The 21,669-nt window shown below is 62.2% G+C and carries 12 protein-coding genes; 6 read left to right on the top strand and 6 right to left on the bottom strand.

Annotated features, from left to right (window positions below):
- The first annotated feature begins 712 nt into the window (after window positions 1-712).
- Both LRP66_RS11160 and LRP66_RS11155 read left to right on the top strand, forming a co-directional pair.
- Window positions 713-3,073 (top strand): sensor histidine kinase, encoded by a 2,361-nt coding sequence (locus tag LRP66_RS11160; RefSeq protein WP_230482674.1) that lies wholly within the window; start codon window positions 713-715, stop codon window positions 3,071-3,073.
- Window positions 3,070-5,109, top strand: a complete 2,040-nt coding sequence (locus LRP66_RS11155; protein WP_230482673.1) for a hypothetical protein — start codon at window positions 3,070-3,072, stop codon at window positions 5,107-5,109. Before LRP66_RS11160 ends, LRP66_RS11155 begins: the two co-directional genes overlap by 4 nt.
- 43 nt (window positions 5,110-5,152) lie before the next feature.
- Here LRP66_RS11155 and LRP66_RS11150 read toward each other — a convergent pair whose 3' ends face one another.
- Window positions 5,153-5,761 carry a class I SAM-dependent methyltransferase gene (locus LRP66_RS11150; RefSeq protein WP_230482672.1) on the bottom strand — a complete coding sequence of 203 codons (609 nt, stop codon included), beginning with the start codon at window positions 5,759-5,761 and terminating at the stop codon, window positions 5,153-5,155.
- Window positions 5,761-6,192, bottom strand: a complete 432-nt coding sequence (locus LRP66_RS11145) for a hypothetical protein (RefSeq protein WP_230482671.1) — start codon at window positions 6,190-6,192, stop codon at window positions 5,761-5,763. The genes LRP66_RS11150 and LRP66_RS11145 overlap by 1 nt, the downstream gene beginning before the upstream one ends.
- A gap of 66 nt (window positions 6,193-6,258) precedes the next feature.
- Here LRP66_RS11145 and LRP66_RS11140 point away from each other — a divergent pair, with 66 nt between their 5' ends.
- From LRP66_RS11140 to LRP66_RS11125, 4 genes are read left to right on the top strand one after another with little or no spacing between them, the layout of a single operon-like run.
- A complete protein-coding gene (locus LRP66_RS11140) occupies window positions 6,259-7,428 on the top strand; it encodes a cysteine desulfurase family protein (protein WP_230482670.1) in 1,170 nt (389 codons plus the stop codon).
- Between the two features lie 9 nt (window positions 7,429-7,437).
- A complete protein-coding gene (locus LRP66_RS11135) occupies window positions 7,438-8,361 on the top strand; it encodes a DUF4007 family protein (protein ID WP_230482669.1) in 924 nt (307 codons plus the stop codon).
- Window positions 8,358-11,690 carry a hypothetical protein gene (locus tag LRP66_RS11130; protein ID WP_230482668.1) on the top strand — a complete coding sequence of 1,111 codons (3,333 nt, stop codon included), beginning with the start codon at window positions 8,358-8,360 and terminating at the stop codon, window positions 11,688-11,690. Before LRP66_RS11135 ends, LRP66_RS11130 begins: the two co-directional genes overlap by 4 nt.
- Window positions 11,687-12,526, top strand: a complete 840-nt coding sequence (locus tag LRP66_RS11125) for a phosphoadenosine phosphosulfate reductase family protein (RefSeq protein WP_230482667.1) — start codon at window positions 11,687-11,689, stop codon at window positions 12,524-12,526. The genes LRP66_RS11130 and LRP66_RS11125 overlap by 4 nt, the downstream gene beginning before the upstream one ends.
- Before the next feature lie 13 nt (window positions 12,527-12,539).
- Here the strand turns inward: LRP66_RS11125 and LRP66_RS11120 are convergent, their stop codons facing one another.
- Genes LRP66_RS11120 through LRP66_RS11105 form a run of 4 tightly spaced genes read right to left on the bottom strand, consistent with a single transcriptional unit; the run spans window position 12,540 to window position 21,667 of the window.
- Window positions 12,540-13,412 (bottom strand): protein kinase domain-containing protein, encoded by an 873-nt coding sequence (locus LRP66_RS11120; RefSeq protein WP_230482666.1) that lies wholly within the window; start codon window positions 13,410-13,412, stop codon window positions 12,540-12,542.
- 1 nt (window position 13,413) lies between these two features.
- Window positions 13,414-14,658 (bottom strand): DUF262 domain-containing protein, encoded by a 1,245-nt coding sequence (locus tag LRP66_RS11115; protein WP_230482665.1) that lies wholly within the window; start codon window positions 14,656-14,658, stop codon window positions 13,414-13,416.
- A gap of 14 nt (window positions 14,659-14,672) precedes the next feature.
- Window positions 14,673-20,129, bottom strand: coding sequence for an FtsK/SpoIIIE domain-containing protein (locus tag LRP66_RS11110; RefSeq protein ID WP_230482664.1), 5,457 nt, complete (start codon window positions 20,127-20,129; stop codon window positions 14,673-14,675).
- Window positions 20,126-21,667 carry a hypothetical protein gene (locus tag LRP66_RS11105; protein WP_230482663.1) on the bottom strand — a complete coding sequence of 514 codons (1,542 nt, stop codon included), beginning with the start codon at window positions 21,665-21,667 and terminating at the stop codon, window positions 20,126-20,128. Before LRP66_RS11105 ends, LRP66_RS11110 begins: the two co-directional genes overlap by 4 nt.
- Window positions 21,668-21,669: the final 2 nt, after the last annotated feature.

Raw genomic sequence — 21,669 nt, 5'->3', positions numbered from 1 at the left:
GACACCGTGTTACCGCTGCAACACACTTTTTTTGGGGGGGCTGGTGGGCCTGGAAGAATATCGAGCGCCGGCAAAGGTGAAACTGTCAGCACCCGGCGCTGCGAAAAGCCTATGTCCGGCTGCTGATCGACAACGTCCGCGTGGACAACCAAACCATCCACATCCAGGGCAGCAAGGCGGCGCTGGAAAGCGCGGTCGTGCGGGACGGCGATGCCGCCATATCCGTGGTGCCCGGTTTTGACCGGAAGTGGTGCGCTTACAGGACTCACATTTGTTGATGCAGGCCCCAGAAAAGCTGGGATTTTAGCCGACCCGCCAATCCATGGCCCCTGCGTGGCCCACACCAAATTCGGTCCCCTTTTTGGCGTCGAACCCGTGCCGATTGGAACACCGTGCATTGCTTTTGGACCTAATGAGAGTGGCGATTCGGCGAGCCTTCACCTCTGTCGGGCGGCTATAGGCTAGCTCGGAAAACAGCCAGCTAGCCTCGTAATGTCGATGCCGGGAAACGGATGCCCAGAAGAGCTTTCTGTGGCACCGAATAAGCGGATGATTTCAATGTCGAATCATGGACTTGCAGAACCTCCAAAGGCAGCGCTAGCATACTTTCAATTTGTGAAGGCTGGACGGTATCCCATAAGGCTGGCCGCTGAAACATCAGCTTGGCTCGGTGCGGCTGGCGAGATACGCCTTTGTGGTGGAGGAGTCGCATTTGTTCCGGATAACTGCCCGAACCGTGTTGGAACTAGGCTCCGAGCTGATTAGCTCGGACATCATCGCCTTTTATGAACTGATTAAAAACGGCTTCGATGCCGGCACAAAACAGGGCGTCGATATCAAATTCGATATCGTGCTAACCCGACGCAATTATCTGCGGTTACGCAAGTTGATAGAAGCAGGTGGTGCGCTCTCCGAACTCAAAAAGGCTGTAGTCGACGAGCTATTGCCGACAGCATCGGCAGCGGCGCGAGCGGGATTTGACGCGGCGATTGCTTCGGCGAAGACGCCTGAGGAGCTTCGCCGCAAGCTCAAGCAAGCTCAGAGAAGCTTTAACACGATCACCGTCTCCGACACCGGGACTGGCATGTCGCGCGAGGATCTCGAGAAAAGTTTTCTCGTCATTGGTACGCCCTCGCGCAAGAAGGACGTCGAAGCCGCACTTGCCCGCGGCGACAAGCAGACGCCCTATCTAGGCGAGAAGGGCATCGGCCGCCTTTCGGCGATGCGCTTGGGAGAAAGGCTGCTGGTCGAAACGGCGCGCGAGACCGACACTGCGCTGAACCTGCTCGAGATCGACTGGCGAGCGTTCAGTGACGTCGATGCGATGCTCGACCAGATTGCGGTTGTGCCGACGCTTGGTGGCCCGAAACCCAAGTCCGATTGGTCCGGCACATCTGTGGTCATCAGCGATCTGGTCGAAAACTGGACAGAACCGCGCGTCCGCGAGATGGCAGACTATGATTTCGCGCGATTGACCGACCCCTTCGCCAATGCAACGACCCGCCCCCGCGTTGCGATCCACTGGAACGGCGAGCGTATTTCGATTCCGATCATGTCAAATGCGCTGCTCACCGCGGCGCACGCCCGTGTCGATGGCACCTACGCTTTGGTAGATGGCGCGCCAGTGCTGACCTGCAATTTCGAGGCGCTCAGTCTTGGTTTTGAGCACCCCCTCGAGAAGCAGACGATTGTCCTGACGGAAGAAGATCTCCAGGCTGCGATCATCGGTAAGGATGGGCCAGTTGAGGACAGCGCGTTGCAGACGGTCGGTCCGTTTTCCTTCGAAGCGCATTGGTACAATCGCCGCCGGCTTGGTGCGATCGACACAATTGGCGAGCAGAAGGCGGTGCGCGAGCTGCAGGAGAAATGGTCGGGCATCTTGCTGTTCCGCGATCGTTTCCGCGTGTTTCCATATGGCGAAGATGAGGACGATTGGCTCGAGCTCGACCGTCGCGCCTTGCGCCGCTCGGGGTACACGCTCAACAAGACCCAGTTCATCGGTCGGGTGAATATTTCGCGGACCGAGAATCCACAGCTTGTCGACCAAACTAATCGCGAAGGCCTTCGCGAGACCTCTGAGCAATACGTTCTGCTCGAAGTACTGCGCTATGCCGTCCAAGATATGCTCGGCAAATTCATGAAGGAGGTTGAGCGGCAATATAAGCACCAGAAGGTCGATCTCTCCGATGCACAAGCCCAGGTGACGAGGCTTGAGGATCGCGCCCGGACCGCGATCCGTCAGCTCCGCCGGTTGACCCCTCCCGAGGGAGATGAAGCGATCGAAGAATTGCAGCAGACGCTGTTCGAATTCTCAGAATTCGCCGCGCGCGCACGGCAGCGGATCATCGAAGTCGAGCAGGAGAGCCGACAGATGGTCGAGATGGCTGGTGTCGGCCTGATGGTCGAGGTGGTCGCGCACGAGTTGGCGCGGGCATCGGAGAACGCGCTAAAGGCGCTAGCCAATCTCAAGGGCGCCGACGTGCCCGACCGGCTGCGCAGTCACTTCAGCACGCTTCAGGCCGAGATGAAAAGCGTGAGCAAACGCGTTCGCGTGCTCGATCCGCTAAGCGTCTCTGGTCGGCAGCGGGCCGAGGTCTTCGCGCTTGACGAGGCCATACGTGACGCGATCGAAGCCCATCATTCCCAATTTTTGCGGCATAAGATCACGCCTGTGCTTGAGCTTCCGTCGCGGCCGCTCCGCATCCGCGCCGTCAAGGGCATGATCGTTCAGATCCTCGAGAACCTCATCTCAAACTCGGTCTATTGGCTAGACATGCGCGCCGACCGCGAACCATCATTTAGACCGGAAATCAAGATCGGGTTGACTAGCGGGCCGCCCATCCTGACGTTCGAGGACAATGGCCGCGGCATAGCACCGGAGAATCGCGAGCAGGTATTCAAAATGTTCTTTTCGCTGAAGGACACCCGCCGCCGCAGAGGGCTTGGCCTCTATATCGCTCGCGAAGCCGCTCAGCATAATGATGGGACGCTCGTGCTTGACGACGAGCGTAATCCGGAGACCGGTCGTCTGCACCGCTTCCTCCTAGAGTTGCCGGCGGGGTCTCAGGCATGACGCTGACAGAGCTTCTTGCAGCCAAGGGCGTCAAGTCCGCGCTGATCGTCGACGATGTCTGTGACGCAGTTCCAACGGCGGGCGATATTGGGGCCGCCAATGAAGCTTGGCCTATCTTCAACGACGACCTTACTGCCGAGCAGCGGGCGCAGATCGCAGCGGAGTATCCTGCCGCGGCCCAACTCGATTTCGATGTGCTCATCGATGATGACGCCTACGTCGCGGCAGTATGGTCGTTGCGAGACGCGCTCGGAGAGGTCGCCACACCGCTTTTTGGACAGTATCTTGCTGACCAGGCAGCGGATCAGAAATTCGTGGATCTTGCCGTCGAAAAACTGACCGGCCTCGGCGTTACTTGCGTGACCTCGGGACGCCATTTTGCGGATGCAGCGCAGCCGGTAGATCTCATTGTTATCGACCTATTTTTCAACAAGGCGCAGGATGATGCGGCGCTTGGCGAGTCTAAGGTCCGGCTCCGCGAGACAATTGAGCGACGGCGCGCCAACCCACCGCTGGTCATATTGATGTCGCGCAGTCCACGGCTGGACCAGAAACGCGACGAGTTTCGTGACGAAGTCGGGCTCCTAGATTCTGCGTTTCGCATTCTTAAAAAGTCGGACATCGAAGAGAGTGACAAGCTCGAACGGCAGCTTGCGCGTCTCGCTGAAAATGCCACAGATTCGCGCAAACTTGCCCGGTTCTTCGCGGCGCTTGAAAGCGGAATGGCGGCAGCGACCGAGCGAACGCTAAGCCTGTTTCGCAACCTCAAACTGTCAGATGTCGGTCAAATCCAGCAGCTTGTGCTCAATGCCGAGGGTGAGCCTGCAGGCAGCTATCTAGTCGATGTTTTTGATCGGGTGCTCCAGCACGAGATCGAGCGCGAGGCAGGGATTATCGACGCTGCGCTTGCACTCAATGACTTTTCAGCGGTGAGCCACCCGCCGCCCTATGTCGCAGGATCTGCCGAACTACAAAAGCTGGTCGAGCGGCTACTGACCCAACATGGCGAGCGCCTGCGGCTGCCAGGAGCCGTCGATGCGCAGGTGACGTTTGGCGACGTGTTGACCACAACGAATACCACCGACCTAAACCGGCTGCGCAAGATAGTGCCCGTCGATATCGCGGAGACCACCGCGATGTTAGTGCTGACGCCGGTGTGCGATCTCCAGCGAAACGGGGCCCCGCGCATACTACTGCTGATCGGCGAAGTTAAGCCGCTCGGTGCGACGGCTTGGACTTATGGGGAAGACGCGCGGACGCCAGCAATACGGTTGAGCGGCGAGCTTGCCTGGATAAAGTGGAACCTCAAACACATCGACACGATCTCGCGCGCGCAGCTCGAAGAAGCGCTCGGCTATAGCGATCTGAAGGTCGCTGCGCGGCTGCGCGAGGCCCATGCAATCGAGCTGCAGCAGCGATTGTTATCTGGTCTGGGCCGGGTCGGCTTGGTTGCTGCTATGCCTGCAACATTTCCGGTCGATGTCGAAATCTATTATGCGGGGACCGACGACAAGCCGACTGGGCTCGAGATTCCCGCGCTTGCCGATGGTGCGGTGTGCTTCGTAGGTCGCGATGACGACAGTAACTCAATCCTGCGCTTGGTAATGACCGAGTCTGGTTGCGACGGCGTAATCGATGCACTAGCCAACCTTGCTGAAGAAACAGTCGCCGAGAAAGCGCGCAAAGCGCTTGGACACATCAAAACTAGCGGCGACCTGCGCAAAATTCTCACCAATGGCCTTGACCTTAAATCCGCGCGCGATGACCGATGGTTTCAGATCCAATCGTTGAGTGGGGCAAATGATGGCGTGCCGAAGATGGGGCTGCTCGCCTGGAATTTCGCCGTACCCGATCAGGCGCTTGAGAAGGGCGACCTTAACAAGGCGGGGGTGATCATCCTCGTCAAGGACCGCGACCAGGCCAACGTCCCAGGGCTCAACGACGCCATTCGCAGCGGGCTGGTCGCGGCGCCGGTGGGCACTGAGCCAGACAGCGAGGACGATCTTAGCAGCCCGACGGTCGCCAACAACCATTGACCATCACTGCGACGAGAAGCCCGTATTGCTGCTCAGTCAGAATTCACGGGCTGAGCTCGAACACGAAACTGCGCCAATGATAGTCGTCTCGGCCGATCGCATCATTGGCCTCGTCGCGGTCAATGCAAGCAAGTCCGGCGGCACGCGCTGCGGCCAGGATCGCGGCATCGGTGTGATCGAAGAACAGCTCAGCAGGTTCGTCGGGTCGCGGCGCACGCACGTTGAGTGCAAGCCGGCCGTCAGCCGCGAGCAGCGCCGACAGGCTCGCGAAACTTGGTGGGAGCGCGGATGGCGGGACCAACATGAGCACGGCCGAGCAAAGTATGAAGTCAAAGCGTTGTCCGGTGCCCGTGATGAGCAGAAGGCGGGGCAGGCGGTCATCTACCCAAGTCACGCCGGGGCTGCGGGCGCTCGCGATGGCGCGTAGGCCGGCTGAAGGTTCGGCGGCGAGGACCTTGAGCCCGCGCGCCGCCATCGCTCGCGCATCGCGTCCGCTCCCTGCTCCGACATCGAGGACATGCCCGCGCTCGGGAAGATAGCGGGCCAGCAACGGATGCACGGCTTCGAAGCCGACGCTGTCATACCGTTCCGCGAACGCCTCGGCATCGCGGTCATAATAATCGGGGGCATCCAGTTGATCTTCGAGCGCCATCAATCGCCGGCCTTTCCGTCAGCGCTTGGCTTTTTTGTGAAATAGGCGCTTGGATTGCAGGCCGCGATTGCCGACCCCAAAGCGGTGAGCAGCAACATCGCGCCAAACAACCGGACGATGGTGTAATCGCCCTTGGTTCTGCGTTTCCCGTCGTAGTCGCGGATATCCTCGAGCACTCGCTGCATCACCCACCTTAAGCGATAGAGCGCACCGATCATCAGCAGATTGGCTATGCAGGCGAAGGCCAGCAGCATCGTGCGCGCCATGTTGGTGAGCGAAAAGCTAGCGACCGCGAACCACAGGCCGCCGGTCAGCGTCATGATGATGAGCGGCGATTGCCATAAAAAGCCGTTGAGCGACCGAAAGTCCTGGCAGCGCTGCTCGTAAACAGCCTTCTGATCCGGCCCGACCGGCGTTACATCGTCACTCATGACTCATCTACTCCTCGCGCTTTCCCATAGCATGGCCAAACGGCGCGTGCGCGGGGGTGTGTGAGCATGGCGGCGCCAATTTATCTCGATGGCTTTGCGACCTTGCCGTTGGCGGCGGAAGCACGCGATGCGATGCTCGCGGTGTGGGAACAGCCCGGCAATGCTGGCTCGCCCAACGCCTCGGGCGAGCGTGCCGCCCGTATCATCGCCGAGGGCCGCGCCGAGGTCGCCAAGCTGATCGGCGCGGCGCCAGGCGAGATCGTGTTCACATCAGGCGCTACCGAAGCCAATAACCTCGCGCTGCTTGGCGTTGCCCCCGCCGCCGCGGCGCTGCAGCCGGGTCGCCGCCGCATCGTCGTGTCGGCCATCGAACATAAGGCGGTGCTCGAACCAGCGCGGCTGCTCGAACGCCAAGGGTTTGCGGTCAGCGTGGCCCCGGTCGACGGCAATGGCCGGCTCGATCTCGCGGCACTTGACGCATTGCTTGGCGAGGATGTCCTGCTCGCCTCGCTGATGCTGGTCAACAACGAGACCGGCGTGGTCCAGCCCGTGGTCGAGGCAGCGGCCTTGGTCCATGAAGCGGGCGGGCTCGTCCACAGCGACGCGGCGCAAGCCGCTGGCAAGATCGCGATCGACGTGTTCGACCTCGATATCGACTATCTTAGCCTCTCGGCGCACAAATGCTATGGTCCGATGGGCATTGGCGCGCTCTATGTTGCAGCGCATGCCCTCAAGCCGGCACCGCTCATCCATGGCGGTGGGCAGCAAGACGGGATGCGTCCCGGCACCGAGCCAGTGCCGCTGATCGCGGGGTTCGGGGCGGCAGCCAAGGCCGCCCGCGAGCGGCTGGAACAGGACCAAATCCATGGCATACGGCTCGTCGAGATGCTGATCGACGGTCTTGTCGAGCGACAGCTGCGGGTGCGGCGGATCACCGGCGATGCGCCGGTGGTTGCCGGCAGCGCCGCGCTTCAGCTCAGCGGCATCGATGCCAACAGACTCTGCGCGATGGCGGCACGCCAGGTTTCGCTTTCGACCAGCTCGGCCTGCACATCGGGCCAGATCAAACGGAGCCATGTGCTTGAAGCAATTGGATTTTCTGAAGGCGAGGCGCGGCAGGTCATCCGCATTTTCTGCCACCGCAATCAATCTCACGACGACATTATCGAGGCGATCGATCATATTGCCGCCGCTGCACATCGTTCCTGCCTTGCAGCTGGAGGAGTTCGCCAGTAGTGTCCCGACATGCGCCGGGGTAACGTTAGATTTGATTCTAGAGGGCAGTTTGCGGGACATGAAACCTTCCCGCTGCGCCTGTTGTGGCTGAAAAAGGCTTATGACGCCGTAGGCTCTGGAGTCGACGCTAGAACATTCCAGGAACAAGATGCAATCGCACGTTTCGGTGTCGGGCGTAATATGGCGGCATCGATCCGCTATTGGGCGCTGGCGAGCGGCTTCTTCACCGAGCGCGACAGACTGATCGCAGCGACGCCGCTTGGCGCGACGATCCTCGCCGACGATGGATTCGACCCCTATCTCGAACAGGCCGCAACGGTGTGGCTAGCCCATTGGCACGTCGCCGCGACGCCTGAGATGACAACAACGGCCTATTATGCCTTTAATCTGCTGAGCGCGATCGAGTTCGACCCGGCGATCTTGCTCGAAGAATTGTTCGCGCTTGTCGAGGAGAATGGCTGGCGCGCGACCCGCGGCACGTTGAAGCGCGATATCGAGGTGTTCCTGCGCAGCTATGTCCGGCGCGGCGACGCGCTCAACGAAGATGCGGCCGAACCGCTCTTGGCTGAGCTTGCCATTATCCGCGAAGCGCGGCTCGGCGGCTGGTATGAATTTGTCCGCGGGCCCAAGCCGAGCCTGCATGACGCCGTCTTCGCGCTGGCGCTTTACCAATATTGGGAGCGAAGCGGCGGCTTGACGACTTTGACCGCTGAGCAGATTTGTTACGCGCCGGGGTCGCCCGGTCGCGTGTTCAAGCTCGACGAAGACAGCGTGATTACCCGGCTGATGCGGCTCGAGGATCTGACCGGCGGCGCTTGGCAATGGGTCGATACGGCGGGCCTGCGGCAAGTGCAGCGGACCGCAGCGTTCGACCCGCTGACCACGCTGAAGCTAGCTTATGGTCGCTATGACGATGTCAAGGTCGCGGCATGACCAAGCTCGCCGCCCCCACTCACCCCAAACTTGCCGGTAGCGTTACGATCGATCGGCGCTTCGCGCGATCGGCGCGGCTCGACGCCGACCTCAACGGCACCCCGCCGCTGGTCGGCTATGTCCTGCAAGCGAGCGTCGCCAAGGCGCTCAAGACGCTGGGCGAAAGCCAGTGCGACAGTCATCAAGGCGCGTACACCTGGACCGGCCCCTATGGCGGCGGTAAGTCAAGCGCGGCCTTGCTGCTCGCCAATCTTGTCGCCGGCGCCAAGGGCAACCGCAAGATCGCCCGTGACATTGCCGGCGAAGCGCTGTCCCGGCTCTACACCGAAGCCTTTCCTGAACCGCAGGGGCGATGGAAGGTCGTGGCGGTCACGGGCAGCCGCACGCGGCTGCGCGATGCGATCATAGACGCGGCGACCGTGGCGCTCGATTGGAGCTCCCAACAGGCCGCCGACTATGGCGCGAGCGACGACAAGCTAATCGGTGCGCTGATCGCGGGTGGCACCGCGACGTCAAGCGGCACGCTCTTGATCCTCGACGAACTCGGTAAGCTGCTCGAACACGAAGCGCTTGAAGGTGGCGATGTGCATCTGCTGCAGGATCTCGCCGAGCGTGCGACGCGCAGCAAAGGCAAGCTGGTCGTCATCGGCATCCTGCATCAGTCGTTCGACCAATATGCTGCTCGTGCCGCGCGTGATGCGCGGCAGGAATGGGCGAAGGTCCAGGGGCGGTTCCAAGATATCGGGTTCCTGTCGGGTGCCGATGAGACCGTTGCGCTGCTCGGCCGCGCGATCGCGGCAACTTGCCCGCCCGACGCTCACGCCAGAGCCAGCGATATCGCTACGGCTGTCGCCAAGCGACGGCCGACCGAAGCCGAAAGCCTGGCGGTCGCGCTTGCCGACACCTGGCCACTCAATCCGGTCACCGCGCTGCTGCTGGGCCCGGTATCGCGCGCGCGGTTCGCACAGAATGAGCGCAGCGTTTTCGGTTTTCTGAGCTCGGCCGAGCCGTTCGCGTTCCAGGAATTTCTCGAAACCACGGGCGATGATGGTCGGACCTATGATCCGGCGATGTTGTGGGATTATCTCGCCGCTAATTTCGGCATGGCGCTCGCCGGCGGCAACGACGGCAGCCGGTTCAGCCTAGCCTATGAAGCGATCGAGCGCGCGGGCGCCAAGGGCGAAGCGCTGCATGTCGCGCTCACCAAGTCGGCGGCGGTGATCGAGTTTTTCCGCAACGGCTCGGGCGTCGCGCTGTCGGATGATTTCCTGGCCGCCGCCGTCCCGTCCGCCTCCCCCGCGGCCATCCGAAGCGCGATCAAGGATCTGCTCGACTGGGCGATCCTGATCAAACAGCCGCGGCTCGGCGGCTACGCGCTATTCGCCGGCAGCGACTTCGACCTTGAGGAAGCGATCGGGCGCGTCGAGGTACCAGTCGACAATGTCCAGCTCGAAGGTGTCCCAAACCGCGTCGGGTTCGGCTTCGCGACGGCCAAGCGCCATTATTTCCTGACCGGCGCGCTGCGCACCTTCGAGATCGCGCTTCAGGTCGTGACCGGCGCCGATACAGCTGACAGCTTGGCCGACCGCGTCCGCGCCCGTCCACAGCGCGGCAGCGGTTTGTTGCTGCTGACGCTGAGCGATGGCGATATTCCGCGCCAGGGACTCGATGCGCTCACCAAGGGCGCCGCCAAACGCCTGAAGGGCGATGGCCGGGCGGTGGCGATCGGCGCGGCCAGCGAAAGCTTTGCATTGCGCGCAGCAGCCGCCGAACTCACCGCGGTCGAGCGGGTATTCCGCGAGCATCCGCAGCTCGAAGGCGATCGTATCGCGCGCCGTGAGATCGCCGCGCGTCAGTCGCGCTGCATCGATGAGCTGCATCGCAAGCTCGAGGCGGCGCTCGAAGGCGCCAAATGGTATCTCTCGCCAGCCCCCGGCCGAGCGCATAGCGAGCCGCTGGCGATGATCGCGAGCGCGCTCGCCGATGTCGGTTACGCCAAGGCGCCGATTCTCAAGAGCGAACTGCTGCAGCGCGATAAGCCATCGTCCAATTCGATGGCGGCACTGCGCGAGCTTGCCCATGCGATGGTCAATTGCTTCGAGCAGAAGCAGCTCGGGATGACGCAATATCCCGCTGAGCTCGGCCTTTACTTGACCGTCATCAAGCCGTTCGGCCTGCATCGTGAGATAGAGCCGGGCACCTATGATTTCACCGACCCCGACGACAGTCCGGCCGGCAAGTCGCTCCAGCCTGCCTGGCAGCTGATCGATGAGGCTGGTGACGAGCCGCTCGATGCAATCTTCGCGCGCTGGGCCGCACCACCTTATGGAATCAAGGCGGGGGTTATGCCGGCATTGGCGCTCGCTTATATGCTGGCGAAGCGCAGCAGCGTCGCAGTCTATATCGATGGCGTCTATCAGACGTCGATCGACGATGTGGTAGTTGATCGACTGCTGCAGAAGCCGGGCAGTTTCAAACTGCGGCGGATCGACCGATCGGTGCGCGAGATGGCGTTCCTGAGTGAGCTCGCCAAACTGCTCAACGTCGAACAGGGCAGCGCCTCACTTCCAGTGGCAGCAGCGCTGTTTCAGCGATTCGAGGCGCTTCCGCCCTTCGCCAAGCGCACCGGCCGAGTCGATGAGCTCGCGCGCATTACCAGGGGGGTGGTCACCAAGGCGACCGATCCCGAGCAATTGCTGTTCGACGACCTGCCGGCGGCGCTCGGCGATCAGCTGTCACCAGAGGCCATTTACGAAGCGATCGAGGCGACTGAGGCCGCCTATCCTACCCTGCTTGCCGAGCTGCGACTGGCACTCGGGCGCGCGCTTGGCATCGATCCGCAGGATTTTGGCGGGATCGCCGAGCGCGCTGCCGCGGTGCGTGGCCTCACCAACGACTATAATTTTGACGCCTTTGCCGATCGCGCCGCCGCGATCGAACAAAGCAAGGGCGATATCGAGAGCCTCGTCAGCGTGCTGCTGCACAAGCCGGCGCGCAGCTGGTCGGATCGTGACCGCGAGGAAGCGCTGACCGAGATTGCTCGTTATGGCCGCCGCTTCCGCGAACTCGAAGCACTGGCGGTGGTGCGCGATCGCCGTTCGCACACCGAGGCGCTCGCGCTCGTCGTCGGGCTCGATCCCAAGGTGGCGCCGCTGATGCGCAGCTTCGTGCTCACCGAGACGGAGAAGAAGGCCGCTGCTGGCATGGCCGACAAGCTGGTCGCGACGCTGCGCGCCGACAACAAGGAAGGCCGGCTGCAGCTGGCGGCGCTAGCGCGCGCGGTGGCGATGCTCGCGGCCGACAGCGAGACCGAGGCGGAAGCGGCATGAGCGCTGAACGGCATATTTTGGGGATTTCAGGCGGTCGCGACAGCGCGGCGCTAGCAGTCTATATGCGCCAGCATCACCCTGAGCTGAGCCTCGAATATTTCTTCACCGACACGGGCAAGGAGCTGCCCGAAGTCTATAGCTTCCTCGACAAGCTCGAAGGGTTCCTCGGTAAGCCGATACAGCGGCTCAACCCAGATCGCGACTTTGATTTCTGGCTCGACGAATATGGCAATTTCCTGCCCTCGCCGCGCACGCGCTGGTGCACGCGGCAGCTTAAATTGCGGCCGCTCGAACATTGGCTGAAGGCCGATCTCGAAGCCGGCACTGTGATCAACAGCTATGTTGCGATCCGCGCCGACGAGCCCAGCCGCGAAGGCTATCAGGCGACGCACCCCAATATGCGGGTGCATCTGCCCTTGCGCGAAGCGGGTATCGACCGCGCCGGCGTGCTCGAGATCCTCGACCAGTCCGATGTCGGCGAGCCCGATTATTATCAGTGGCGGTCGCGCTCGGGCTGCACCTTCTGCTTCTATCAGCAGAAGATCGAATGGGTGCGGCTTGCCGAGCATCATCCCGACCGGTTCGCCGAGGCGGTCGACTATGAGAAGACTGCGCTCAAGGACGGCTCACCCTTTACCTGGAGCCAAGGCGAGAGCCTGATCGATCTGATTGCGCCCGAGCGGGTCGCGCAGATCAAGGCCGACTATGAAAAGCGGCGCGAGCGCCTGCGCCGCAATCGGCGGATCAACCCGCTATCCGCGCATACCGCCGAAACGATCGACGATGTCTATGGCATCGACGAAGGCTCGAGCAGTTGCGTGATTTGCCACAAGTAAGTTCGATGCCTCTCTAACCGACAATTGCCGCTTCAATTTGGTCCGCGAACGCCTTGCCGTCAGCCGGTCGCGTCGCAGCTCTATGGTGCAGGGCGCGGAAGATCGGATCGAACAGCGCTTCGGGACCAGTCCAATCGTCTCGCGAGAGGATGCCGGTGGGATGGCTTCGGTTCACGACGAACCAGAACACAGAGGCGAGTTGGAAGACGTCAGAAGCTGCATCTATCTGATCGTCCCGGCCAATGCTGCGGTTGTTAGCCTCTGGCGACATCCAGAAGCGTGGGCCCACAATCTGCCAGTCCGGCGTCACCCGTTCTTCAACCGGCAAACCCAAGACGTCGCAGAGACCATAATCGCTCAGGACCCACCGATCGCCAACTACGAGGATATTGTCGGGTTTGATGTCGCGATGGATTGCCTTGGTGTGCAACTCGCCCAGCCCCGCGGCGAGCCCACGGAATTGCGCCTGGAAAACCTCGCTGGGAACTTCGGCACGCCTGACCAGGTCGGTGAGCGCTTCGATTGCCAGAACCATAACAATGAACGGCACCACCTTGTTCTGGTTCGGCCTGCGCGGTCGCCTCAATTCCCCATCGACGGCACCAGCATCCTGGTAGACGATGAGATGCTCGTGTTTGAGATCCGCCAGCAGCGCGCGTTCGCGATCGAAACGGGCGCGCCGATCGTCACGAAAATCGAGAAGAAACTTGACCGCATATTCCGTGCCGTCGCTGAGATCGATGCACCTGTGGACGACACCGTTTCCCCCAGCCGCAATCCGATCGCCAACCTCATATTGCCGACCAACTGAGGAGTGGACCTCGTCCGGAATGACGACGGTTTCACGCGGCGTCGCGTCTCCTCGACCGGTGAAGAGCACAGCCATGTCACGCCGCCTCGCCGCAGCCGACCACACGCCAACACGCATTTGAGAGCTGGAACACTGCAGCGTCGGCCGGCCAATCTAGCACGCGATCGCCGCCGCCATGATCGTGCAGCGGTTCACCGCAGGAGCCGCAATCGTCGAATAGCTTACCATGTGCGCTGAAATCGAGCTGAAGCGCCATGGACTCGAAGCGCTGGCGGACATTCTCCTCGGGTCGCCGCTGCCGGTACGTTCCGGTGAAAATGTCCAAGAGGAAGTTCTTTCGCCAGGATCGACTGGCGATAGTGTTCGCTTGCGATACGCACTTGATCGCATACTCGCTTAGAACATTGACTTCGGACTCCGGTGCGATGTTGTCGTCGAGCAGGCGGATGTCGCCGCGCAGCGGTTCGAGGTCACGGCCTGCCAGCGTGCATCCGCTGCGGTGAAATTCATAGATCGTTAGAAACAGGGAGTAAAAATCCGACTTCTGTTTGAAGCGCGTCTTCGCGAGAGAAATACGCTCTTGCAAAAAAATCGTCTGTAAATCATTCAGGACAGCAAGGAACTCGCTTTTGGTGGTCGCCTCGTCGGCTGGATTCCACACGGCGTAGCGCGCGTAGAAATAGTCCAGGTCCCCTTTCTTGTCCTGCGGCCCTTCGAGCATCCCCGCGAGGATTTCTGAAACGAACTCTACATCGCCCATGCGCCGGCGCTGTCCGACGGTGAACACCCGGCTTTCCTCGAGATATTCATTGAGGGACAGTTCAGTCGCCAAATCAAGGAAGCGACCGGGAAAGTCCGCACGCCTCAGCTCCTGCTTGTTCAATGGTAGGGAGTATTTGTTGACGCGCGAATACACCTCCCGCACTTCGTCCTCGGTAAAGCCGATGGCCTCATTATAGTCGATCTTATATTGAAGAATCTGGTTCCGAATTTCCTGCGGCAGTTCGGAGAATCTCAGTCCGGCGAACTCCCCCGAATAGGGCTCGTCAAGGGCGAACTCGTCGCGGAGAAACGCCAGGATGGCAGAGATGCGCTGCTGTCCATCAATGACCTGCCGATAGGTGTGATCGTTCCGTATGTCATTCCAGAGGAACATCTTGGGCATCGGCACCTGCCGCAAGATCGTGTCGATCAGCATAATACGAGCAGCCGGGTTCCAGACCTCTTTGCGCTGGAAGGATGGCCGCAGCTCAAGACGATCGCTCAGTGCCCAATCGCGGAGATCGGAAATGGGGTGCGGGCTGCTGTTCCATGTTCCCATGGTCGTTCCTCGTTTTACCTTTCGTCACTCGCGACAATCGCGTCAACCGCAGCATCGATATCATCGTCCGACAGGAACGGTGCCTGCGCATAGATGATTGCCGGCTCTCCGCTCAGCCGCGCCGCCAGATGACCCAGACCAAGTAGCTGCTCAGCCCCCTTAACCCCCAGCGCGATCTCTGAGGTACCAACGCTCGCGACCTTGAGGATCAGTCGATTGCCGAGATTGTCGCGCAGTTGCATGGGCATCACATTCGCGTCCGGACGCTGGGCGGCGAAGATCAAATACATGCCCGCCGCACGTGCCTTAACCCCAAGGCGCGAGACGTTCGAGGTCACCGCCGCCTTATAATCCTCGGTCAGCATCCATTCGGCGAATTCGTCATGGACGAGGAACACATAGGGCAAGCGTTCGTCGGCGGCGACCTTGGTGTTGAACGAGCGGATATCGCGGGCGCCATGGGCACGAAACAGTTCGTAGCGCCGCTCCATTTCGGCGACGAGCCCTTCCATGACCTCGACCGCACGGGTCTGGTCGACGATCACGCCGCCTTGCAGATGCGGGAGCCGCTCGACCGCGGCATAGTCGACCCCCATTTTGGGATCGATCAGATAGATGTGCGCGAGCTGACTTGGATTGGTCGCGGCGATGTCGAGCAACAGCGCCTGGATCAGCACCGACTTGCCCGACCCAGTGGCACCGGCGACCAACGTGTGCGGCTCGTGCTGCTGCCCGCCGGCAAAGGGTCCGCCAAGGTTGAGATAGAGGATTTCGCCGTCGAGCTCCTTCAAGCCCAGCACGAACGAGGTGTTCACGCCCGCGGCATTGCGATTGATTTCGCGGCGCCCCCACACGTCCCATAGCGACACGAGCTGGCGCTGTGGGCGTGCGACCCCAACGACGATCTCTCCCGGCAGTGGCGAAACCGAGATCAGGCGGAGACCATGGGTCGTCAGCAAGGCTGACTGGCGCGCCTCGATGTCTTCGACGCGCAGCCGGTCTGAGCCCATGAAGCGGATCAACGCGGCATTCGGGGTCAGGCGGGTCGCGGTGACCTTCGCCTGGAGATTATAGCCCAACAGCGCCGAGCGTAGCTTCTGCGCGGTCGCTTCGAGCCATGCCTGTGCCTCGGCCGACTCCTCATGCGCGGCCTCGGCACGGGCCTGGACCAGCCCGCCGATCCCCGTGCTTGCCCCAGATGTTGGAGCGCTCTCGGGTTCGACAGTTCCAGATGAAGGCGCGGCCGGCGGCGGCGCCACGGGCGCAACCGAATCCACCGCTTGAGAAAAGGTCGGCTTGCCGGCCGCGGGCGCTACCGGCTCGCTTGGGTTGGGCTTCTCCAATTGCGGAGCAGGATGGACGCCCGATCCGCCTGGCTCGGTCGCCGCGGCGGCGCCGCCGCCCTGCGGGCCATCTTGCGGCGGTTCCTCGACGGACACGCCGCCTTCGGGGTCGCCATCGTCGTCATCCTCGTCATAATCGTGAACGATCGGCTTGGTGCTCGAGCCCCCCGCAATTTCGACGTCGATGGTCTTGGTCCATTCGACGCGCGGCGCGGGATCCTGGAAGTTGGACTTGTCCCAAAGGTGGTTAGCGCCAAGGCCGGCGCGGATCGCGGCGAGCGGCGCGCCCGCCTCATAGGCCTTGATCAACTGACGCAGGCCTTCGCGCGTAAACGTCTCCTGCAGCCCTCCGTTAATTCCAGCCAAAGGCTCCTGGTCGCCAAAACTGCTCGCGTCCCCTGCCGGCCCCGAAATGAAGATATGCGAATAACCGCGCAGATCGATCGGCACGACGCCGCGCCGGATGCCGTCGCGCACGCGTTCGAGCAAGTTGGGCTGACCGAGTGCGGTTGTCCCGTCGAGCAGCAAGTCGGCGATGCGCGAGAGCCACAAATCGCGGTCGAGCCGCCCGGGATCGCCAAACAGCGCATCGTCGATCCGCGTCACGGTCTGCCTGAGCTGGCTGCGCGACTTGCGGGTCGCCTCGGCGGCGCCCGACTGGTCGACATATTTTGCTTCGGTAACGATCGCGCGAAGCTGGGGCTCGCCATCAGCGCCCGTCGACAGGCACAGGCCGAGAATATCGGCGATGCCTTCCTCTTTCTGTCCTAGCCATTCGGCATAGTCGTCGAGCAGGAACCAGGCGATCGCGGCGCTGCTGCCCATTTCCTCGGCAATGAGCGCGCGGCTCAGCACCAACCCGATCAGTTCGCCGGCGGAGACGCCGCGCTTGGCGGCACGCAGCACGATGTCGCCCGAAATCGCATTGGCGTCCTCAATCATCCGCTTGGCGAGACCTGCGAGCCGGGCATCATCCAGCCCGAGTGACAATTCGGTCAGACGGCGCAGCACAAGCACATGGAGGATGCGCAGCTCGGAGGTCGATGAGACCACCATGTTGCGGCCATGAGTGCGCTGACGGCGGTAGCGGATGACGTTGATTCCCTGGGCGGCCAGTTGGCGCTTGTCGAGCAAGTCGTCATAGGTCGCGACCCATTCGGCAAGGCCGTGGACCTCTTCGAACATCGACTTGAGGCCGCTATCCTGGAACGAGATCTGCCGTGCCGGCAGATAATGTTCGTCGGGCCCATGCGACTGGCGCCGCACGACATTGGCGACCGCATCGACATAGGCCCAGCCGGTATCGGGCTGGCGCGGACAGGTCAGATAGCTGGTTGCCTTCAATTCGTCTTCGGCGGTGACACGCCGATAAGACCAGCGCGCCGGGACATGCTCGAGGATTGGCGGGTTGTCGGCGATCGCCGGTACCGGAAACCATTGCTCGCGCGCCTGGCGCGATACGACATCGTGAAGGAAGGCGACGTCGATCGCGCGCGTCTCGCTTCCGGTCGCCGTGCCACTATCGAGCATCATGCCGATGCGCAGCTTGGACATGAAGTTGCGCGAAGTTTCGCTGACCACCACCGCGTCGGGATCGCCTTCCGAGCGTTCGAGCAGCTCTGTATAGACGCGCGACAGCCGAGTGCGATCAGGGTGACGCACCAGCACATTGCAGTGCACCTCGTCCTGGTCCTGCACTGAGCCCAAGGCATTGACGGTCGCGAGCGGAAGCCCGGCCGCATCACAATTATAGAGCATGATGCTCAAGTTTGAGCGCTCGTGCGGCTGCAAGTCGAGATAACGTTCGAGCAGGCTGCGGATTTGCCGAGCAGCTTCGGCCGGATCGACGTCGGTGGTTGCTTCGGAGGGGTCGCGGACCGGGCGTTCGAGCAGGCTATAGTCGTTGACGGTGCTGGTTTCGGCGAGCAGCACGGCTTCGGCGCCGTCATAGCCGACCGCGATCTCGGGGAAGAGCGGATGCGCGAGCTCGTCCCGCAAATCGGCGAAGAACAGTCGCGAGTCGCCGAAATTCACATCGACGTCGGACAGGAGATAGGCGGCGAGACCCGCGATCGAGCGCATCTTAGACGCGCTCGCGGCTAGGCGCAGCGGGTGCCAGGGCGCGACGATCGCCGAGGGCGCCCCGCCCACCACGCGCACACTGCCGAGACTGAGCAGCGGCTCCCATAGATCGCGCCGGTTGAGGTCGCCGGGCGCATGACGAAGCATGGCGCCGAGCAGCGCGCCATAGGCTTCGGCTTGGGCGACGAGGCTCGCTGAGGCATAGCCCGAGCTCTGCAAGGCGATGAGCGCCTCGCCATAAAGCTCGGCAAAGCGGCTCCAGGCTGCTTCGATCGCGGCGATCCCCTCGGCGTCGATCCGCCCGCGGTCGCGGGCAGCTTTCAGCGCCTTGGGAAAGAGCTTCGCGATATCTTCGCCGGCATTGGTGCGCGGAATGAGCGTACCTGCATCCTGGCCGAAGGCGGGTTGCAACGTGCCGACATCGCCCAATGAGACGGACTGCAGCGCGCCCTTGCGGCTGACCGGCAGACGGGCGACCTGGCTGCGCACGAATGGCCGTTTGAGCAGCCGGGCGATATCCTTCGGCAATTCAAGGCCGATCACGCCGGGCTGCCCGGTCCAGACGAGCTGGACCGTCGCCTTGTCGCTGCCGACGGTCAGCGCGATATCGAACTTGATCTGGATCGCCCCGCGCGCGGTCGATTCATTTCGGCGATATTTCTTCTGCCGCGCCTTGGCGCGCTCGAGCAGCTCTTCATAAGCGAAGAGATAGGGCACATCCCATTCAACCGCCGATCCGATCAGCGCCGGCAGGCCGCGGTAGCGCAGCCCGAAGGAGAGACCGACATCGGCATTGAGATCGAGAAATTGCGCACGGGTGCGGCGCGAGGACTTGATGACGAGCTTGCGCGGCCCACCGACCAGACTGACCTGCCCAAACAATCGCTCGATCGCGCGCAATAGGCCTTCGAGAAAGTCGGTGCATTCGATCGGACGGCCGAAGACGAACCGCTCCCATTTGACGCGAAGCGCCTTGTCCTGGCCGAGATCGTCGCGATGCGCCTCAAAGAAGTCGCGATCGTCGTCGCGCGTTTCCTTGAGCGAGCGCCCCTTGAGCGCGACAAGATACTCTTCGTCCGCCGGGCTCAGCCGGTCGGGCAGCGTGAACTCGAAAAAGTTGATCGTTTCCTGCGCGAACGAGGTCCTCTTGAGCTTGATGCCAGAGAAGAGCTGGAGGACGCTCTGCCCTTCCCATTCATAGCCCGCGAGCGCTTCGGCCTCGGGTCCCCAGCCGGGCGCGGTGTCGACGAACGCCTCGATCGCGGAATGCACCTCGGCCGGGATATCGTCGCGCACCTCGTCGAACTGGCTGCGCAGTTCCTCGCCTTCGATGATCTGGCGATTGGGCCGCTGCTTGACCAATAATGGCTTGCGGTCGGAGACGAGCTTTTCGAACAGCTTTTTCCAGCGGCGCGGCTGCTCGCGATCCTTGTCGCCGAGCCCCATGAAATAGCCGCTGTCGCGCGGCAGGCGCAGCGCCGGAAGTGCCCAGCCTAGCGCCAGCGCGACAGGGACGGCGTCGGTTTCGATCCGCTCCCGGGTCATCGCGACATAGGTGCCGATCTGGTGCAGGGTCCAGTCATCGGCGCTATTGAGACCCCGCAATGCCGCCTTCCAGCCGGCGATCTGCCCGTCGCTGAGACCCAGCCCGGCCGCAGCGGCATCGACCCAGGACTCGGGGTCCTGGGTCAGCTGCTTGGCGCCGATCAGCGTCACGTCGCCGAGTGAGGCCCCCTGGTCGTCATCGGTATTGGCGAGCAGCATCGCTGGCTTGTCGCACGCCGAGTTGCGGACACGGACGGTGCGCTCGTCGGTGATGACCGTCTCGGGAAGCCCGAACGGACCGACGAGATCACGCGGCAACGCGATCATCAACTTGTCCACCGCAACGGGATCTGCAAGCAGCGCGCGCGTGATCGCGGCGACCTGTTCACCAGTCAATCGGTCGAGCAGATAGCGGGCGAGCTCATCCTCGGCGGTCAGCGCGTCGAGGCGCAGGCGAATGGATGTGGCGCCAGCGGCGCCGATCAGATCTGAGGGGGTCACGCGGCTTGTGCTCGCTGGAAGGGATTTTCAACATAGGCGCAGCTGTCGGACAGCCGCTTCAGAAGACCGAGACTCGCGAGTCGCTCTTCCAACCGGTGCGCATTGTCGGAAAAATCTTCCTGATCGGCGGTGCCGGCATCGATGAAGGACCGCGCTTGCGCATCGCCGATTACAAAGCCGTAGCGCTCATGGATGCGAACGAGGAAATCCTTGAATTCGAGCCGCTCGCCGACACAGGCGATGACCAAGGTCTTAAGCAGCCGGTCGGTGGGTGCGTAGCGGACGCGCCGGCTCGACCGGCGAGACGACAGTCCGATTGCGCGCGACCAGGTCATATGAATCTTGCCGACATGCTGCTTGTGGCGAACCGTCGCCCGCTCGACGAGCTTGTCTACGAAGTCGCGCGGCTCAGCGGTGAGTTCGTCATCGTCGCTATCGGGCCAGCCGAACTCGCGTTTCAGGATATCGGTCGCGTTCAGGGTGGGGTCGTCGGAGGCGAGCGCCGCCTCCCACGCATCGGTCTCCGTGACGCGGCGCACGAACCGCTCGATCGCTTGTTGCGGCAGCATGTTGTTGTGCTGGTAGCTATCAGCCGACAGGTCGCGCACGACCGATTTGCGAGGCGATACGATCTCGCACACTAATGTGATCGGTGGCCGATCGAGCAGTTCGCGCGCGCGGTCGAGTTGGTAGAGGATCAAGTTCAAGCCGGTCATCGCGACGAGATGCGGGATCGCGTCGTGCGCCGGGATCGGCAGATTAAGAATCGCCAGCCAGTCGCTCGCGAGACGATCGAAGATCGGATGGCTTGAGCAGGGCAGATAGGCGCCGGCGCGTTCCTGCTTGGCGAGCTGGGGCTCGCCCTGCAGCGCCAGCGCCATGCTGTCATAGGGCGCCGGGCTCTCAAGAAACTTCGACACCAGAGCTCCGCGCAACGCGTCGGCATGCCGGCTGCGCGCGAGCATTAGATAGAGCAGTTCGCCGCTGCGCGCGAAGAAGCGCCGGTCGTTGGAGACGCTGCCGCTCGGCTTGACATTGACGTCCTCGTAGAGCGCGTGCGGGCCGAACGGGAAGACGAATTTCGAGCTCCAACGCTTGTTACTGGTGCCTTCGATCGCCGAACCCTGCAGGAAGTCGAGCACGGCGGCGAAATCGTCGAAGCTCTCGAAGCGATCGCGCAAGTAGCTGAAGTCGGGCCGGTCGATCCCGCCGGTGCTCTCGGCCATTTTCTCGAGCCACATCGACCAGGCCGCCTCGTCGGAGCGCGCTTCGGCCCTGACCGTCATGACATGCGGGTTGTTGAAGACGAGGTTGCGCAGATGAAGCTGCAACTGCGGCTTGTACGAGAGGCTGTTCAAGCGGTCCTCGCGGAGCGCCTGCCCCGCGCGATGCTCGGCGAGAAGCACGTTCATGAACTCGAGAAAGATCAGCCACGGCGCCTGCTCGTCATGCAAGCGGTGTCCCCAGATCGCTTCGTCGATCCAAAAAGCGGGACCAGCGCGGTCCTCGAATTCGGTCGGACGGGGCAAAATTTCCATGG

Origin of the sequence: Sphingomonas sp. Leaf21, assembly GCF_916858675.1 — a bacterium.
In the GTDB taxonomy this organism is placed as follows: domain Bacteria; phylum Pseudomonadota; class Alphaproteobacteria; order Sphingomonadales; family Sphingomonadaceae; genus Sphingomonas.
This window is presented reverse-complemented; position numbering and strand designations above follow the sequence as displayed.

Excerpts from the sequence above, each read along its gene's own strand:
- LRP66_RS11140 (WP_230482670.1), top strand. The coding sequence starts at position 6,259 with ATGGCGGCGCCAATTTATCTCGATGGCTTTGCGACCTTGCCGTTGGCG.
- LRP66_RS11115 (WP_230482665.1), bottom strand. The coding sequence starts at position 14,658 with ATGGGAACATGGAACAGCAGCCCGCACCCCATTTCCGATCTCCGCGAT.
- LRP66_RS11120 (WP_230482666.1), bottom strand. The coding sequence starts at position 13,412 with ATGGCTGTGCTCTTCACCGGTCGAGGAGACGCGACGCCGCGTGAAACC.
- LRP66_RS11125 (WP_230482667.1), top strand. The coding sequence starts at position 11,687 with ATGAGCGCTGAACGGCATATTTTGGGGATTTCAGGCGGTCGCGACAGC.
- LRP66_RS11130 (WP_230482668.1), top strand. The coding sequence starts at position 8,358 with ATGACCAAGCTCGCCGCCCCCACTCACCCCAAACTTGCCGGTAGCGTT.
- LRP66_RS11135 (WP_230482669.1), top strand. The coding sequence starts at position 7,438 with ATGCGCCGGGGTAACGTTAGATTTGATTCTAGAGGGCAGTTTGCGGGA.
- LRP66_RS11145 (WP_230482671.1), bottom strand. The coding sequence starts at position 6,192 with ATGAGTGACGATGTAACGCCGGTCGGGCCGGATCAGAAGGCTGTTTAC.
- LRP66_RS11150 (WP_230482672.1), bottom strand. The coding sequence starts at position 5,761 with ATGGCGCTCGAAGATCAACTGGATGCCCCCGATTATTATGACCGCGAT.
- LRP66_RS11105 (WP_230482663.1), bottom strand. The coding sequence starts at position 21,667 with ATGGAAATTTTGCCCCGTCCGACCGAATTCGAGGACCGCGCTGGTCCC.
- LRP66_RS11155 (WP_230482673.1), top strand. The coding sequence starts at position 3,070 with ATGACGCTGACAGAGCTTCTTGCAGCCAAGGGCGTCAAGTCCGCGCTG.